This window comes from Microbulbifer hainanensis, assembly GCF_014904735.1.
In the GTDB taxonomy this organism is placed as follows: Bacteria; Pseudomonadota; Gammaproteobacteria; order Pseudomonadales; family Cellvibrionaceae; genus Microbulbifer; species Microbulbifer hainanensis.
On sequence record NZ_JACZCR010000047.1, the window covers coordinates 57598 to 73917 of the forward strand.

A 16320-nucleotide genomic window follows, 5' to 3' on the forward strand; every position below is an offset into this window, starting at 1 on the left:
CCACCCCCCGCTACTCTCGTTACATAAATTACTTGAATTCTGCGCGGCCGCGGTACGGCGCAGCGCCGTTCAGCTCGGCTTCGATACGCAGCAGACGGTTGTACTTGGCCACGCGGTCAGAGCGGCACAGGGAACCGGTCTTGATCTGGCCCGCGGCAGTGGCCACGGCCAGGTCCGCAATGGTGGTGTCTTCAGTCTCACCGGAACGGTGGGAAATCACCGCAGTGTAACCGGCGTCCTTGGCCATTTTGATCGCGTCCAGGGTCTCGGACAGGGAGCCGATCTGGTTGAACTTGATCAGGATGGAATTGGCCACGCCCTTCTCGATGCCCTCTTTCAGGATCTTGGTATTGGTCACGAACAGGTCGTCACCCACCAGCTGCACCTTGTCGCCGATCTTGTCGGTCAACACCTTCCAGCCGTCCCAGTCGCTTTCGTCCATACCGTCTTCGATGGACAGGATCGGGTAGTTGGCGGACAGGTCTGCCAGGTAGTCAGCGAAACCTTCGCTGTCGAATTGCTTGCCTTCGCCCGACAGGTCGTACTTGCCACCCTTGTAGAATTCAGAGGAAGCGCAATCCAGTGCCAGGGTGATATCTTCGCCCAGTTTGTAACCGGCTTTTTCCACCGCCTCGGCAATCATGGTCAGAGCGGCTTCGTTGGACGGCAGGTTGGGGGCAAAGCCGCCCTCATCGCCCACAGCGGTGTTCAGTCCCTGCGCGGAAAGTACTTTTTTCAGGGAGTGGAAAATTTCTGCACCCTGGCGCAGCGCTTCGGCGAAGCTGGTTGCCTTGACCGGCTGGACCATGAACTCCTGGATATCGACGTTGTTGTCGGCGTGCTCACCGCCGTTGAGGATATTCATCATGGGGATCGGCATGCTGTACTGGCCGGGAGTGCCGTTCACTTCAGCAATGTGCTGGTACAGCGGGATTTTCTTGGAAGCCGCAGCTGCCTTGGCCGCAGCCAGGGAAACCGCCAGAATCGCGTTGGCGCCAAACTTGGATTTGTTCTCGGTGCCGTCGGCATCGATCATCGCCTTGTCCAGCCCGCGCTGATCGGTCGCGTCCATACCTTTCAACAGGTCGGCGATGGTGGTGTTGATGTTTTCGACGGCTTTCAGCACGCCCTTGCCCAGGTAGCGGCTCTTGTCACCGTCGCGCAGTTCCAGCGCTTCGCGGGAACCGGTGGAGGCACCGGATGGCGCGCAGGCAGAACCTACGGATCCGTCTTCCAGAATCACATCGGCTTCAACCGTCGGGTTTCCGCGGGAATCCAGCACTTCATAAGCTTTTACGGCAACAATCTTGCTCATTAACAAGGGCTCCATGTTGGTGAATGGCAAATTGAATTTTGGTTTTGGCGGAGGTTGGTTGGTGCCAGCTCCGCCGACTTTTCTATCGTCGTTATTTGGTATCCAGCGGCGCGAAGCTCTTCACCAGGTCGTCCACGGCTTTCATTTGCGCCAGGAACGGCTCCAGCTTCTCCAGCGGCAGTGCGCTGGGGCCATCGCACAGGGCTTTGTCCGGATTCGGGTGCGCTTCCAGGAACAGGCCGGCGATACCGATGGCCAGACCGGCGCGGCCCAGTTCAGTGACCTGGGCACGGCGACCGCCGGAAGCGGCACCGGACGGATCGCGCATCTGCAGCGAGTGGGTCACATCGAAAATCAGTGGCGCACCGCCGGAGGCGTCGATCATGGTGCGGAAACCGAGCATGTCCACGACCAGGTTGTCGTAGCCGAAGCAGGCGCCACGCTCGCACAGGATGATTTTGTCATTGCCGCCCTCGGCAAACTTCTCCACCACGTTCTTGACCTGCGGCGGGCTCATGAATTGCGGCTTTTTCACATTGATGACGGCACCGGTCGCGGCCATTGCCTTGACCAGGTCGGTCTGGCGAGCCAAAAACGCGGGCAGCTGGATCACGTCGACCACCTCGGCCACCGGCGCTGCCTGGTCGGGCTCGTGCACATCGGTAATCAGCGGCACATTGAAGGTGCTCTTGATCTCTTCAAAGATCTTCAGCCCTTCTTCCATGCCCGGTCCGCGATAGGAATGGATGGAAGAGCGGTTCGCCTTGTCGAAGGACGCCTTGAAGACGTAGGGAATGCCCAGCTTCTCGGTGACCTTGACGTAGTGCTCTGCCACCTGCATGGCCATATCGCGGGATTCCAGTACGTTCATGCCGCCAAACAGCGTGAACGGCTTGTCGTTGGCAACCTGGACTTTTCCGACTTCGATGGTTTTCATAGTTTCCCTCTGCCCCGCCCTTTCACTCAGGAATAGGCGGGGTTCATCAATTGCCTGCGTACAGGCCCTTAATTGTTTAGCCCTGCTTGTCGTGCTGCTTCATCGCCGCGGCGATAAAGCTTTCGAACAGCGGGTGACCGTCGCGCGGCGTGGAGGTGAACTCCGGGTGGAACTGACAGGCCACGAACCACGAGTGCTCCGGCAATTCAACCATTTCCACCAGGGTGTCGTCCGCAGACCAGCCACCGACTTTCAGGCCGGCTTTCTGCAGGCGGTCGACATAGTTGTTGTTGACCTCATAGCGGTGGCGGTGGCGCTCGACAATTACGTCGGAGCCGTAAATCTCGCGCGCCTTGCTGTCTTTGGACAGACGACACTCCTGGCCGCCAAGGCGCATGGTGCCGCCCAGATCGGACTGCTCGTCGCGCTTCTCGACTTTACCTTCGCTGTCGATCCACTCAGTAATCAGGCCAATCACCGGGTTGGAGGTATTCACGTCGAATTCTGTACTGTTGGCATCTTTCAGGCCCAGCACATTGCGGGCGTACTCGATGACGACCGACTGCAGGCCCAGGCAGATGCCCAGGAACGGGATATTGTTCTCGCGCGCGTAGCGCACCGATTCCAGCTTGCCTTCCAGGCCGCGCTCGCCAAAGCCGCCCGGTACAAGAATGGCATCGGCACCCTTGATCAGGTCGAGGCCGTTCTCGCCTTCCACGTCTTCGGCATTGATAAAGTCGATATCCACTTTGCAGCGATGCTTGATACCGGCATGGGTCAGCGACTCGATCAGGGATTTGTAGGCGTCCAGCAGCTCCATGTACTTGCCGACCATGGCAATTTTCACTTCGTGCTGCGGGTTCAGCTTGCCATCGACCACCGCGTCCCACTCGGACAGGTCCGGTGCGGCACATTCGAGCTGCAGTTTCTCCACCACGATATCGTCGAGGCCGTGGCTGTGCAGCATGCGCGGCACACTGTAGATGGTCTTCGCATCCGGCAGCGGCACGACCGCGCGCTCTTCCACGTTGGTAAACAGCGCAATCTTGCGACGGGAGTCCTCGTCGATTTCACGCTCGGAGCGGCACAGCAGGATGTCCGGCTGCAGACCGATGGAGCGCAGTTCTTTCACCGAGTGCTGGGTCGGCTTGGTCTTGGTCTCGCCGGCAGTGGCAATAAAGGGCACGTAGCTCAGGTGGATCAGCAGGGCGCGGTTCAGGCCCATCTCCACGCGCAGCTGGCGCACGGATTCGAGGAACGGCTGGGATTCAATATCCCCCACGGTTCCGCCGATCTCGACGATGGCAACATCGACATCGCGGCCACCTTCAATCACGCGGCGCTTGATCTCGTCGGTGATATGCGGAATCACCTGTACCGTCCCGCCCAGGTAATCGCCGCGGCGCTCTTTGCGCAGCACGGTTTCGTACACCCGGCCGGTGGTGAAATTGTTACGCTTGGACATGCGCGTGCGAATGAAGCGCTCGTAGTGTCCCAGGTCCAGGTCCGTCTCGGCGCCATCTTCGGTCACATAGACCTCGCCGTGCTGGAAGGGGCTCATGGTACCCGGATCCACGTTAATGTACGGATCCAGTTTCAGGATGGTGACCTTGAGGCCACGGGCCTCGAGAATGGCGGCCAGGGAGGCGGAAGCGATACCTTTCCCCAACGAGGAAACCACGCCACCAGTGACAAAAATATAGCGCGTCATGCAAAACCTTGGTCAGTTGAAAACCCGATGGAATCGGGGATGCGGGGCTGGCCCGGGCAAGCCGTCCTGGGGACGAATCCCACTTATCCCGGAGCCTTTGAGATGGGACGCCAGACTACCAGAAAGCGGTTTTCCGCTCAATCTCAAATCGCGGTCGGAAGCCCGCAATATCGCCACTCGAGCGCGTCCGGCAGGCCCTCCTCGCAGCGGAACAGGTCGCCCACCGCCAGCAGGGATTCCGGGGCATCCGCGCGATACACGAGCGGCACCCGATCCCGCAGCCAGGGCTCGAGACCGGTTTCCTGCAGGAGTTTCTTCAGGCGCTGAGAATGCGCGCGGCCCAGCGGCTGCGCCCGCTCGCCACCGCGGCGGAAGTGAACCCGATAGTCACCGGCCGGCCAGGCTGCGCCGGGCCTCAGCTCCCAGCCCTGAGGCAATAGTAGGGTCCGATCTCCGCGCCATGACCAGTCACCGGTTGCCAAAGCCTGCGGTAATTGTGGCGTGAGGTAGAGCCGATTGCGATAGCGGCGCACCACCCGCCCAACCAGGGAGACCGCCAGTTCGCTGTCCTCCGCCGCCGCCATGGCCTGGTCCAGGGCTTCCTCCAAGTGCACTGCCGCTGGCATATCGCCACCGAGTCGGGTGAGCCAGGTACGCAGCAAATTCTTGCGGCGCCGCGGCGGTAACTGGCACAGGAGTTTCAGGTCGATACTTTCACCAAACCGCTCCTCACGCCGGTCGCAGGCCAAAAGGTCTACATCGCCCAAATCCTGTAACAGATCGGCGGCTTCGCGCAGGTTGGATGCCGCCCGCGCCACCCGCTCGCGCACCGGCCAGCGCTCGCGCAGCGGGGGCAGGACGCGCGCGCGCAGGAAATTTCGCTCGAGAGATAAGTCCCGGTTGCTCTCGTCTTCAATCCAGCTCAGGCCTTCGGCCCGGGCGTAGGATTCGAGCTGATCGCGACCTGTACCGAGTAGAGGCCGCAACAGCGTTGCCGTCGACCCACCTTCACATTCGAGCTGCCGGCTCTCCGCCATCGCCGCCAGGCCCAGAGCACCACTGCCGCGCAGCAGCCGCAGCAGAAACGTCTCAGCCTGGTCGTCGCCGTGTTGGGCCAGTAACAACTGATCCCCGGGTTGCAGCAGTTCCGCAAACACATGGTAGCGGGCCCGCCGGGCCCCCTGCTCCAGGCCCCCGTCCCCGGAGTCGACCGCTACGCGGCGCACTTCGATCGGAATGCCCAGCGATTCCGCAGTCGATACACAGTGCTCTTGCCAGGCATCCGCATTGGCCGACAGCCCGTGATGAACGTGTATTGCGCGCACGGGTAATCGAAGGCGGGCGAGGATGTGCAGTAATACACTGGAATCCAGCCCGCCGGAATAGGCGACCCAGCGCACACCCGCACAGGGGTGGCGCGACAACGCCGCGGCAACAATTTCCGGCAATTCCACAGACACGCCCGCTCCGGCTCCCGACTCTCTCTGGCGGCAGTATACGACAGCCGCCTCTGGTCTTGATTGCCCCAGCGCCCAAGCCGGCCCAGGAGGCGCATTCCACTTGCACTGAAGCATTCACTACGCCGGTTTGTGGCCGGCCGAACCGTTGCCGCCAGCTTTCCCGGCATCCCGGCCCGCCACGAACAAAGTGGGACACCCGACCATGTCCAACTTTGCGGCAAATGGCAAAGTAGGACGATTATCGACCGGCTTATGCTCCACCATCGACTCACAGGGTGGCAGTGCTGCGCACGCCCAAAACGCCGCCCAAAGGCTCAACAATAAAAACCGGTAGGTACATCATGCAAGCGATTGAGAACTCTCCGGATGCCCTGGTGACGGGCACACCGGACTCCCCTCCCCTGGCCTTTGTGATTCTGATCTGCAGCGTCGCCACCATCGGCGGCTTCCTTTTCGGCTTCGACAGCGGCGTCATCAATGGGACCGTCACGGGCCTACAGCAGGCCTTTCATTCCGACACCGCCGGAACCGGCTTCAACGTCGCCTCGATGCTGCTCGGCTGCGCCGCGGGTGCCTTTTTCGCCGGCCGCCTCGCCGATATCTGGGGGCGCAGGCAGTTGCTGCTGATCGCCTCGGTCTTTTTTGTAGTCAGCGCCTGGGGATCAGGTATTGCCGCCAATTCACCGGAATTTGTGTTCTACCGCATCCTCGGTGGCCTCGCCGTGGGGGCCGCCAGTGTGATGTCGCCAGCCTATATCAGCGAAGTCGCGCCGGCGGCTTGGCGCGGTCGCTTGATCACCACTAACCAGATCGCGATCATCTCCGGGCTCTTCGCCGCCTTCGTCAGCAACTACTTTCTCGCCGACATCGCCGGTTCCGCGGTCAATGAATGGTGGATGGGATACAGCGCCTGGCGCTGGATGTTCTGGATCGAAATTGCTCCTGCCCTCATGTTCTTTCTCGCCCTGTTGCTGATTCCGGAAAGCCCTCGCTACCTGGTTCTGTCCCGCCAGATATCGAAAGCGACCCAGGTTTTGCGTCGCCTTTACGGGGAAAGCGAGGTTGCACAAAAGCTCAGTGATATTCGGGCATCGGTTGCCGGTGATCGCCACCCCAAGTTCAGCGATCTGCTCGATGGGCGCGCCCGCCCGCGCAAGATCGTCTGGGTCGGTATTGGCCTGGCCGTATTCCAGCAGCTGGTGGGTATTAATGTAGTGTTTTACTACGGTGCCGTTCTCTGGCAGGCCGTCGGCTTTTCAGAGAGCGATGCCCTGTTGATCAATATCATTTCTGGCGCAGTCAGTATCGGCGCCTGCCTGATCACGATTGCACTGATTGACCGAATCGGTCGCAAACCGCTGCTCTTAGTAGGTTCCATCGGTATGGCCATCACCCTCGGAATGGTGGCAGCGGCCTTTACGAGCGCCTCTGCGGATACAACCGGCAAGCTTGTACTGTCACAAAACATGGGGCTAATGGCACTGATCGCAGCCAATGCCTATGTTTTCTTTTTCAACGGTTCCTGGGGCCCGGCCATGTGGACCATGCTCGGAGAAATGTTCCCCAACAAAATCCGCGGCTCCGGTCTCGCTATCTCCGGCCTGTCCCAGTGGGTGGCCAACTTCGCCATCACGATGACGTTCCCGATCATGCTGACCGGTATTGGACTGGCCGGGGCCTATGGCATTTACATGCTGTTTGCCATTCTGTCTGTCGCTTTCGTGATTTATCTGGTGCACGAAACCAAGGGATTGGAACTGGAGGAGATGCGCGGCTGACGCCGAGCGCTCATTCACCAAAGTGTCGGCCCGGAAAACTACCGGGTCGCACTGCGCGGTGTCGCCTTCGCGACCGCGCGTCCACATACCGCCGAGACCGCCTGTGGACAATAAACTGATCGCGTTTCCCTCTCGCATTCCGTGACCCAATCATCCCACCTGGTTTCCCGGCGGCGTAGACAAACTTGGACCATTTAGAAAACGCCCGAGTCACTTTATCCGCGCTGCAATTATGTCAATTCGATCAAGTAAAAGGTTCCCTTTTAGCCTGTTGCTACTCGGCGGCAAATGATAAATTTCAGCCCCAAGTTAGACGACGATGTACACGAGTTTTTCATGGTCCAGTTAGTTGTAGATTCCGGATGTGACCTGCCGGATGAGTTTCTGCGCAAATATGCCATCCCCGTCCTGCCCCACACGGTCAGCGTCGGCAAGGATACCTTTGGCGACCAGCGCAACCCGGCCCAGATGGCCCACTTCTATACGCTTTCGCTGGTGGACCGCTCCCGGCAGATTGTCAGCGGCCCGGCAGAAAGTGGGGAGATCGGCGCGATTCTGCAACGCCTGGTGGCCAGGGGCAGCAAGGATATCGTCGTGCAGACCATCAACGGTTCCAACAGCCCTACCTACCAAAACGCCCAAACTGCGGCCAGTAAATTGCTCGCCGAATCAAGCGGCGATGTCGAGATCCACACGGTGGACTCACATACCCTGTTCTCGGGCCAGGGGCTGCTCGCGCTATATACACTGTCATTGATCCAGCGTGGACTCAGCGGTGCGGAGATCAAAGACAAGGCGGAGGATTTCGGTCGCCGTATCCAGGCCTTTGCCGCCATCAAGGACGTCTACTATGTGCGCGAGCGCGGGCGCCTCAAAAACGAAAACAGCATCAGCTGGCTCAAGGCGATGGCCGCCCAGACCCTCGACCTGCATCCGATATTGTCGATGAAATACAGCGGCAGCTCGGTGACCGAGACAGTTCGCGGGTTCGACCAGTGCACTGAAACCCTGTTCGCGCTGGCTGCGGAAAGAATTCGGGCCGGTGACCTGCAGGTTCCGATGATTGCCGTGAGTATTGCCGGCCGCCTCGAAGACCTGTCGCGGACACCGGGATTCAATGCGCTGGAAAAACTGGCCCAGGAAAAGGGCGTGAAGATCTATCGCTCGGTCATGAGCCTGTCAGGCGGTATCAATCTTGGCCCGGGAACAATCGGCATGGCATTTGCCGCCAGAGATTAAGCGGGACAAGCTCGGGGCGCGACTACAGCGTGGCCAGCACCCGGCAAACAAAAAAGGCGAACCGATTGGTTCGCCTTTTTTCTAAGTCACAGCTACTCAGGAAGTGATGTTGCCGTAGCTCATCAGACGCTGGAAGCGCTTTTCCAGCAATTCATCAATAGGCACGTTGCGCAGCTGGTCCAGCTGGGCCGACAGGCGTTCCTGCAGACGGGCGGCCATGGTATCCGGATCACGGTGGGCCCCACCGAGCGGTTCCGGGATGGTCTCGTCGACGATACCCAGCTCTTCCAGCACACTGGAGGTCACCCCCATGGCCTCGGCGGCCAGCGGCGCCTTCTCCACGGTTTTCCAGATGATATTGGCGCAGCCCTCCGGGGAGATCACGAAATAAGTGGAGTACTGCAGCATATTCAGCTGGTCGCCGACGCCGATCGCCAGCGCGCCGCCGGACGAGCCCTCGCCAATGACGGTGCAGATGATCGGCGTACGCAGGCGGGACATTACCGCCAGGTTCTGCGCAATGGCCTCACTGATACCGCGCTCTTCACTGTCGATCCCCGGATAGGCTCCGGGGGTGTCGATCAGGGTCAACACCGGCATCTTGAAGCGCTCGGCCATCTCCATGATACGCAGTGCCTTGCGGTACCCCTCGGGCTTGGGCATGCCGAAGTTGCGCGCCACCTTGTCATTGACCGAGCGACCCTTCTCTTCGCCAATGACGGCAACCGGTTTGCCGTCCAGGCGGGCGATACCGGAAATGATGGCCTTGTCGTCGCCGAAATGGCGGTCGCCGTGCAGCTCATCCCAGTCGGTGAAGATGCGCTCGATATAGTCCTTCGAGTAGGGGCGCTGCGGATGGCGCGCCACCTGGACCACCTGCCATGGGGACAGGTCGGAATAGATAGATTCGGTCAGGTTCTTGCTTTTTTCCCGCAGGCGGGCAACTTCGTCGGCGATGTTCAGCTCATTGTCATCGCCCACGTGCTGCAGCTCTTTGATCTTGCTTTCCAGTTCAGCAATCGGCTGTTCAAACTCGAGAAAATTGAAATTCATGAAATCCGCGCCTTTAAATCTTTTCCAATGCCGCCGGGCCACAGGGCAATAATGGCGGCATAGCTTACCTGTACAGAACCGGGCAGTCGAGCCTGATGAGGGCTATCGCCGCTCAGTGTAGTTGAGCGCGACCTGCTCGCGCCCGAGAAGCTCACGCAGGGACTGCACCAACTGATCGTTTGGCTCCACTTTCCACGCCGTCGGCAACCGGAAGGTGCCGCGGGCATCGCTGCGCGCCACTTCCAGTGTCACGCCGCAGGTGCTGCCGGCGCCGCCGGTATACGGCTGCAGGCAGGCCGCCAGGCGTTTGGCCAGCCCGGGCGGGGCCGTGGCACTGTCCAGCTGCAGGCGCACCCCTGTCACACTGCCCTGGCGTAAATCGTCGAGGGTCGAAACGCCGTTGACGGTCATTTTCAGGCCGCCGCTGTAATCGTCGTGGGCCACGGGCCCATCCAGCACCAGCAGCGAGTCTTTGACCAGCTTCTCGCGATGCTCGCCGAACGCCTCACTGAACACCGCTGCCTCGATGCGACCGCTGCGGTCATCCAGGGTCACAATGGCCATGGAATCACCGCGCTTGGTCTTCATCACCCGCATCGCCACCACCAGGCCGGCGACCTTCTGCCCTTCGCGACCGGGCTTCAGGTCGGCGATACGCGCCTTCACCAGGTGCTTCAACTCATCTTCGTATTCGTCAATCGGGTGGCCGGTGAGATAGAGGCCGAGCGTGTTCTTCTCGCCTTCCAGGCGCTCGCGGATGCTCCACGGGCGGGCGCGGCGGAATTCGGCGTAGACATCGCCATCGGCGGCCTGGGGCACAACCTCGCCGAACAGGTCCATCATGCCGGCATTGGCGTTGGCCGCCTGCTGTTCGGCTGCCTTGACCGCTTCGTCCACTGCGTTAAACAACACCGCGCGGGAATAATCGAGGCCGTCGGCACCGTGGATATCGGGGCCGATACTGTCCAGCGCGCCGGATCGCACCAGCGCTTCCAGCGCGCGCTTGTTGACCTTGCGCGGATCGATACGGGAACAAAAATCAAACAGGTCGGTAAAGGGACCGCCCTCTTTGCGCACTGCAATGATATTTTCAATCGGGCCTTCACCCAGTCCCTTGATGGCACCGAGGCCGTAGATGATGCGGTTGTCGCCATTCTCGGAGACAGGCACCGAGAACTGGTAGCTGCCGAGATTCACATCCGGCGGCACCAGCTCCAGCCCCATGGCCCGGCACTCTTCAATAAACGTTACTACCTTGTCGGTCTTGTCCATGTCGGAAGACATGGTGGCGGCCATGAACTGCGCCGGGTAGTGGGCCTTGAGCCACGCGGTCTGGTAGGAAACCAGGGCATAGGCGGCCGAGTGGGATTTGTTGAAGCCGTAGCCGGCGAACTTTTCCACCAGGTCGAAGATCTTGATCGCGAGATCCGGGTCTACGCCCTGCTCTTTCGCCCCCTGCTCGAAGGTGCTGCGCTGCTTGGCCATCTCCTCGGGCTTTTTCTTACCCATGGCCCGACGCAGCATGTCCGCGCCGCCGAGGGTGTAGCCCGCCAGTTCCTGGGCAATCTGCATTACCTGTTCCTGGTAGACGATAACCCCGTAGGTGGGTTCCAGGATCGGCTTGAGTTTCTCGTGCTGGTACTTGGCATCGGGGTAGGCCACCTGCGCGCGGCCGTGCTTCCGGTTGATGAAGTCGTCCACCATGCCCGACTGCAGCGGACCCGGGCGGAACAGGGCCACCAGGGCGATCATGTCCTCGAGGTTGTCCGGCTGCAGACGCTTGATCAGGTCCTTCATACCGCGGGATTCCAGCTGGAACACCGCAGTGGTCTCGGCCCGCTTGATCATTTTGAAGGTTTCGTCATCGTCCAGCGGCAGCGCCTCGATGACCAGCGGCTCTTTGCCCTCGAGCGCGCGCTGCTCATCGACCATGCGCTTGGCCCAGTCGATGATGGTAAGTGTGCGCAGGCCGAGGAAGTCGAACTTCACCAGACCGGCGTCTTCCACATCGTTTTTGTCGAACTGGGTCACCAGGCCGGCGCCAGTCTCGTCACAGTAGAGCGGCGCAAAATCCGTGAGCTTGGTCGGCGCGATTACCACGCCGCCAGCGTGCTTGCCGACGTTTCTGGCCACACCTTCAAGCTGCAGGGCCATCTCCCAGATTTCCTGGCCCTCTTCGTCGCTCTCCAGGAATTCGCGCAGCACGTCTTCCTGGTCGTAGGCCTTCTGCAGGGTCATGCCCACGTCCGGCGGAATCATTTTCGACAGCTTGTCGGCGAGGCCGTAGGACTTGCCCTGCACCCGCGCCACGTCGCGCACCACCGCCTTCGCGGCCATGGTGCCGAAAGTGATGATCTGGCTCACCGCGTTGCGGCCGTAGTTATCGGCCACATAGCCGATCACCCGATCGCGCTTTTCCATACAGAAGTCGACGTCGAAGTCGGGCATGGATACCCGCTCCGGGTTCAGGAATCGCTCGAACAGCAGGTCGTACTGCAGCGGGTCCAAATCGGTAATATCCAGCACATAGGCCACCAGTGAGCCGGCACCGGAACCCCGCCCCGGCCCCACCGGGATATCGTGGTCCTTGGCCCACTGGATAAAGTCCATCACGATCAGGAAGTAACCGGGGAATCCCATCTGGATGATGATATCCAGCTCGAAGCGCAGGCGTGCCTCGTAGTCGGCGCGGCGCTGCTGGTAGTCCGGCGCCGCCTTGTCGAGAATTTTCTCCAGGCGCCGCTCGAGTCCATCGAAGGAGACTTTCTCGAAAAATTCGTTTTCCGTCATTCCCTCGGGAATCGGGAATTCCGGCAGGAAGTATTTACCCAGCTGGATCGGCGCGGAGCAGCGCCTGGCGATCTCCACCGTGTTCTGCAGGGCCTCGGGGATATCGCTGAAGAGCTCGCACATTTCCTCGGGCGTGCGGAAATACTGCTGCGGCGAATAGCGGCGCTCGCGCCGGGGGTCATCCAGGGCGCGACCCTCGTGGATACAGACGCGCACTTCGTGCGCCTCGAACTCGCTCTCCTCGAGAAAGCGCACATCGTTGGTGGCCACTACCGGCAACGCCAGCAGCTGTGCCAGCTTGACTGCCTCGTGCAGGTATTCCTCGTCACCGGGGCGGCCGGTGCGCTGCAGTTCCAGGTAGTAGCGTCCGGGAAAAATCCGCGCCCACTCGCTGGCCAGCTCCTGCGCCTGGGCGCGACGCCCCGCTATCAGGGCGCGACCCACGTCGCCGTACTTGGCGCCGGACAGCATCAATACTCCGTCGGCGTATTCCTGCACCCATTCCCGGCGGATATAGGCGTGACCGTGGTACTGCCCCTCCATCCACGCGCGCGAGATCAGCTCGGTGATATTGCGATAGCCATCGGCATTCATCGCGAACAGCGAGATCAGCGTCGGGTTGTCTTCGCCCCCTTCACTCAGCCAGAAATCCGTGCCGGTCAGCGGCTTGATGCCGGCGCCGAGACAGGCTTTATAGAACTTGATCTGGCCGTAGTAATTGGTCTGGTCGGTGAGCGCCAGCGCCGGCATTTCCAGCTCGGCCGCGCGCGCCACCAGCGGCTTGATCCGTACCAGCCCGTCGATCAGGGAAAATTCCGAGTGGACTCTTAAGTGGACAAAAGATTGGGTCATATTTTTTCGTTATCGAAACTGTTTTGGCCCGCAGGCGCTAGAGCACCCGCGAGTATTGTTCTACAAGTAGCCAGTTGCGCCCGCCCGCTACAGCAGGCGGCCCATCTGCCGCGCGCGCTCCAGGCAGCTGCGCAATACACTGCGGCGCTCATCGTTGTTCAGCGCCGTCCAGCGGGTAATTTCCGACCCGGTCCGGAAGCAGCCCTCGCAGACATCCTGCGCATTCAGCGCACAGACGGAAACACAGGGGGATTTTACCGGGCGCTCGGTTTCGGCAGTTTTATCAGACATCGCGCTTCGACTTATTCCGTTTACGTTCCAGCCACAGGCACCAGCTGCTCGGCAAAGCGCTGGCCGTTGGCCACGTAGTGATCACTACTGTACTTGAGTATTTCGAAGGTGGCTTCGTCGAGGGTTTTGACCACTTTGCCGGGGCTGCCCAGCACCATCGAGTAGTCGGGAATTTCAGTGTTTTCGGTCACCAGCGCGTTGGCGCCAATGATGCAGCACTTGCCGATTTTGGCTCCATTCAGCACCACCGCGTTGATGCCGATCAGGCTGTAGTCGCCGATGGTGCAGCCGTGCAGCATCACCTTGTGGCCGATGGTCACGCCGGTGCCAATGGTCAGCGGCACGCCCGGGTCGGTATGCAGGACCGAGCCGTCCTGGACATTGCTGTTTTCGCCGATCGTAATGCGATCGCAATCGCCACGCACCACGGCATTGAACCAGACAGAGCTGTGACTGAGCATTCGCACATTGCCGATTACATGGGCGCCGGGCGCGATGTAGTGGCCCTCGCCTTCGAGGACAGGCTGTTGATCACCCAGTTTGTACAGCATATGGCCTCCGGCTTCTCTTTTTGGCAAGCCGGCTATTATCCCGCCAGGAGCGGCCTATGGCTAGCGGATGGACCTTGCGCTTTTGCCGGCGCCCGCCCCGGGTCACAGCAGCTCCGGTTGCTGGATGAAGTGAGCCCCCTCGAGTGTCAGCAGCTGCGCCTTCCGCTCCAGGCCGCCGGCGTAGCCAGTCAGGGTCCCATCGGCGCCGATCACGCGGTGACAGGGAATAATAATGGCTATCCGGTTGGCGCCGTTGGCCCGCGCTACCGCGCGGATCGCCCGCGGATTGCCGAGGGACTCCGCCTGCTCCCGGTAACTGCGGGTCTCGCCGTAGGGTATGCGCAACAACGCGTCCCAGACGCGGCGCTGGAATTCGGTGCCCTGCGGATCCAGCGGCAGGTCAAACGCGCGGCGTGTACCGGCAAAGTATTCCTCAAGCTGCCCCGCCGCCATGTCGGTCAGCGCCGTCGCCCCCTCCTGCCATTCAGGGCTTATGCTGGAGGGCCGCTCTACCCCGTGAAATGCGAGCGCCACCAGCCCTGCGTCGTTCGCCGCGATGACTACATCGCCAAAGCGGGTACTGTAAATTGCGTAGTGAATCATTCTTCTGCTCCCGATTTGAGCGACTGCCACAACAGCAGTGCGCCGTAGGCCCGCCAGGGGCGCCAGTGTTCCGCACGCTGAAGGGCCTGTTTGGGTTTGGCCTTCTCCCCACCGCCACCCAGGGCCTGCAGTATCCCCAGATCCGACGCCGGAAACGCGTCCGGCATCGACAGGCCGCGCATGGCGATGTAGTGGGCGGTCCAGTCGCCGATACCCGGCAGTTCAGTGACCCGGGCGCACCAGCTGTCCAGCTCCGGTTCGGTGAAATCCACACGCTCATCGAGCACAGCCTCGACGAAAGTGCGCAACGTCTGCGCCCGCGCCCGGGTAACACCGAGCCCGGCGAAATCGACACCGGCCAGTTGCTCCGCAGTCGGGAACAGCCGGTGGGCGACGCCATCGGCGCCAGTAAAGGATTCCCCGTAGCGATCGACGATGCGCCCGGCGATGGTGGTGGCCGCCGCTACCGAGATCTGCTGGCCGAGGATTGCCCTCAGCGCATACTCGAACGGGTCCCACGCGCCCGGCAGGCGCACGCCCGGCGACCGCTCGATTTCCCGCGCGAGCAGCGGATCCGCCGCCAGCACGCCGGTGATTTCCTCGGTATCGGCATCCAGGTCGAACAGCCGCCGCAGCCGCTGATTCACCCGGTACAGCCCCACCCCACCCTCGCCGATCACGTCTACGACCAGGCAGTTGCGGGCACTGTCGTCACGGACACGAAGCACGCCGCGCAGGCCGTCGAGCGCGAAGCTGCGCTGGTAGGTATCGCCATCTACCTGCTCAACCCCGGCAAGCGCCCGGGCGCGAAAAAACTCCAGTAATTTCCGCCAGTGAAATGGCGGGCGGTAGTGCAGGTACAGCCGGGCACCCAGATCGCTGCCGGAACTGGGCGATGGCGTCCGGCCCGGCGACTTTTCGCGGCGCACTTCTGACGGCGTGCGCCGGTAAATCTGTTTGAACACGCCATTGAAGCGGCGCAGGCTGTTAAAGCCGGATTCATAGGCAATCGCGGCAATCGGCAGATCCGTGTCGCGCAGCAGGCCGAACGCGAACAACGCCCGCTCCGCCTGCCACACTGCCAGCGGACTCACCCCCAGGTGCTCGGCAAACAGGCGGCGCAGGTAGCGGCTGCTGACTCCGAGGCGATCCGCGAGGGTTTCAAGGGACTGGGCCTCGCGCTCGCTACGCATCAGCTGCAGAGCCCGCCGCACCGTTGTCGATACCAGCCCCCAGGCTGGGCTGCCTGGCGCCGCGTCCGGGCGGCAGCGCAGGCACGGGCGAAAACCCGCTTCGACCGCTTCGGCGGCAGTGGCGTAATAGGTGACATTGCGCTCCAGCGGCGCCCGCGCGGGACAGATGGGCCGGCAGAAAATGCCGGTCGTCTTCACCGCCGTAAAGAACCGGCCATCGAAACGGCGATCTCGGGCGAGGCGGGCACTGGAACAGATTTCGGCGTCAAGCTGCAAGGTATTCTCCTGATGAACGGCGCCAGTGTAATCGCCCGCAGAATCCTCGACTAGTCAGATTCGGAACTGACAGTAGACGGGACTCCCGCCGCAGTCTCCACGCAACAAAAGAAAGACTTGAATGGTTAGTCAGGCCAGTAGATAACAACTAGATTCATTGTCCGCCAACAATTAGACACAGGTCACAATTTCAATTAGAAACGCAACACGAACACCTGCGTTCGCAACGAATGGAATTCGTCCGGCCGCTGTACCAACTTGCAGCGGGTAA

General features: G+C 61.2%; 12 protein-coding genes. 2 read left to right on the plus strand and 10 right to left on the minus strand.

Going from position 1 to position 16320, the window contains the following annotated elements; translation table 11 throughout:
- Positions 1 to 28: 28 nt before the first annotated feature.
- From eno to tilS, 4 genes are all read right to left on the minus strand, one after another.
- Entirely contained in the window at positions 29 to 1315 is a 1287-nt protein-coding gene (gene eno, locus IG168_RS17570) for a phosphopyruvate hydratase (protein WP_193165903.1), read from the minus strand.
- 91 nt (positions 1316 to 1406) lie between these two features.
- The gene (gene kdsA / locus IG168_RS17575) at positions 1407 to 2252 is read right to left on the minus strand and encodes a 3-deoxy-8-phosphooctulonate synthase (protein ID WP_193165904.1); all 846 of its coding nucleotides are present in this window, start codon (positions 2250 to 2252) and stop codon (positions 1407 to 1409) included.
- 76 nt (positions 2253 to 2328) lie between these two features.
- Positions 2329 to 3963 carry a CTP synthase gene (locus IG168_RS17580; RefSeq protein WP_193165905.1) on the minus strand — a complete coding sequence of 545 codons (1635 nt, stop codon included), beginning with the start codon at positions 3961 to 3963 and terminating at the stop codon, positions 2329 to 2331.
- Positions 3964 to 4106: 143 nt separating this feature from the next.
- The gene (tilS, locus tag IG168_RS17585) at positions 4107 to 5423 is read right to left on the minus strand and encodes a tRNA lysidine(34) synthetase TilS (protein ID WP_319024748.1); all 1317 of its coding nucleotides are present in this window, start codon (positions 5421 to 5423) and stop codon (positions 4107 to 4109) included.
- Between the two features lie 275 nt (positions 5424 to 5698).
- Between tilS and IG168_RS17590 the strand changes: the two genes are divergently transcribed.
- A complete protein-coding gene (locus IG168_RS17590; protein ID WP_404932009.1) occupies positions 5699 to 7201 on the plus strand; it encodes a sugar porter family MFS transporter in 1503 nt (500 codons plus the stop codon).
- 336 nt (positions 7202 to 7537) lie between these two features.
- Complete coding sequence (locus tag IG168_RS17595) at positions 7538 to 8440, plus strand: DegV family protein (protein ID WP_193165908.1); 903 nt, start codon at positions 7538 to 7540, stop codon at positions 8438 to 8440.
- 96 nt (positions 8441 to 8536) lie between these two features.
- Here the strand turns inward: IG168_RS17595 and IG168_RS17600 are convergent, their stop codons facing one another.
- The 6 genes from IG168_RS17600 to IG168_RS17625 form a co-directional block, all read right to left on the minus strand.
- A complete protein-coding gene (locus IG168_RS17600; protein WP_193165909.1) occupies positions 8537 to 9493 on the minus strand; it encodes an acetyl-CoA carboxylase carboxyltransferase subunit alpha in 957 nt (318 codons plus the stop codon).
- A gap of 102 nt (positions 9494 to 9595) precedes the next feature.
- Complete coding sequence (gene dnaE / locus IG168_RS17605; protein WP_193165910.1) at positions 9596 to 13135, minus strand: DNA polymerase III subunit alpha; 3540 nt, start codon at positions 13133 to 13135, stop codon at positions 9596 to 9598.
- 87 nt (positions 13136 to 13222) lie between these two features.
- Positions 13223 to 13426, minus strand: coding sequence for a DUF1289 domain-containing protein (locus IG168_RS17610; RefSeq protein WP_193165911.1), 204 nt, complete (start codon positions 13424 to 13426; stop codon positions 13223 to 13225).
- Positions 13427 to 13446: 20 nt separating this feature from the next.
- Positions 13447 to 13977, minus strand: a complete 531-nt coding sequence (locus IG168_RS17615; RefSeq protein ID WP_193165912.1) for a gamma carbonic anhydrase family protein — start codon at positions 13975 to 13977, stop codon at positions 13447 to 13449.
- A gap of 102 nt (positions 13978 to 14079) precedes the next feature.
- Positions 14080 to 14580: a methylated-DNA--[protein]-cysteine S-methyltransferase gene (locus IG168_RS17620; protein WP_193165913.1), complete on the minus strand. Its 501-nt coding sequence runs from the start codon at positions 14578 to 14580 to the stop codon at positions 14080 to 14082.
- Positions 14577 to 16049, minus strand: a complete 1473-nt coding sequence (locus IG168_RS17625; protein WP_193165914.1) for a DNA-3-methyladenine glycosylase 2 — start codon at positions 16047 to 16049, stop codon at positions 14577 to 14579. The genes IG168_RS17620 and IG168_RS17625 overlap by 4 nt, the downstream gene beginning before the upstream one ends.
- Positions 16050 to 16320: the final 271 nt, after the last annotated feature.

Bases quoted from the DNA above. Each gene is read 5' to 3' on its own strand.
- eno (WP_193165903.1), bottom strand. From the start codon at position 1,315: ATGAGCAAGATTGTTGCCGTAAAAGCTTATGAAGTGCTGGATTCCCGC.
- kdsA (WP_193165904.1), bottom strand. From the start codon at position 2,252: ATGAAAACCATCGAAGTCGGAAAAGTCCAGGTTGCCAACGACAAGCCG.
- IG168_RS17580 (WP_193165905.1), bottom strand. From the start codon at position 3,963: ATGACGCGCTATATTTTTGTCACTGGTGGCGTGGTTTCCTCGTTGGGG.
- IG168_RS17595 (WP_193165908.1), top strand. From the start codon at position 7,538: ATGGTCCAGTTAGTTGTAGATTCCGGATGTGACCTGCCGGATGAGTTT.
- IG168_RS17600 (WP_193165909.1), bottom strand. From the start codon at position 9,493: ATGAATTTCAATTTTCTCGAGTTTGAACAGCCGATTGCTGAACTGGAA.
- dnaE (WP_193165910.1), bottom strand. From the start codon at position 13,135: ATGACCCAATCTTTTGTCCACTTAAGAGTCCACTCGGAATTTTCCCTG.
- IG168_RS17610 (WP_193165911.1), bottom strand. From the start codon at position 13,426: ATGTCTGATAAAACTGCCGAAACCGAGCGCCCGGTAAAATCCCCCTGT.
- IG168_RS17615 (WP_193165912.1), bottom strand. From the start codon at position 13,977: ATGCTGTACAAACTGGGTGATCAACAGCCTGTCCTCGAAGGCGAGGGC.
- IG168_RS17620 (WP_193165913.1), bottom strand. From the start codon at position 14,580: ATGATTCACTACGCAATTTACAGTACCCGCTTTGGCGATGTAGTCATC.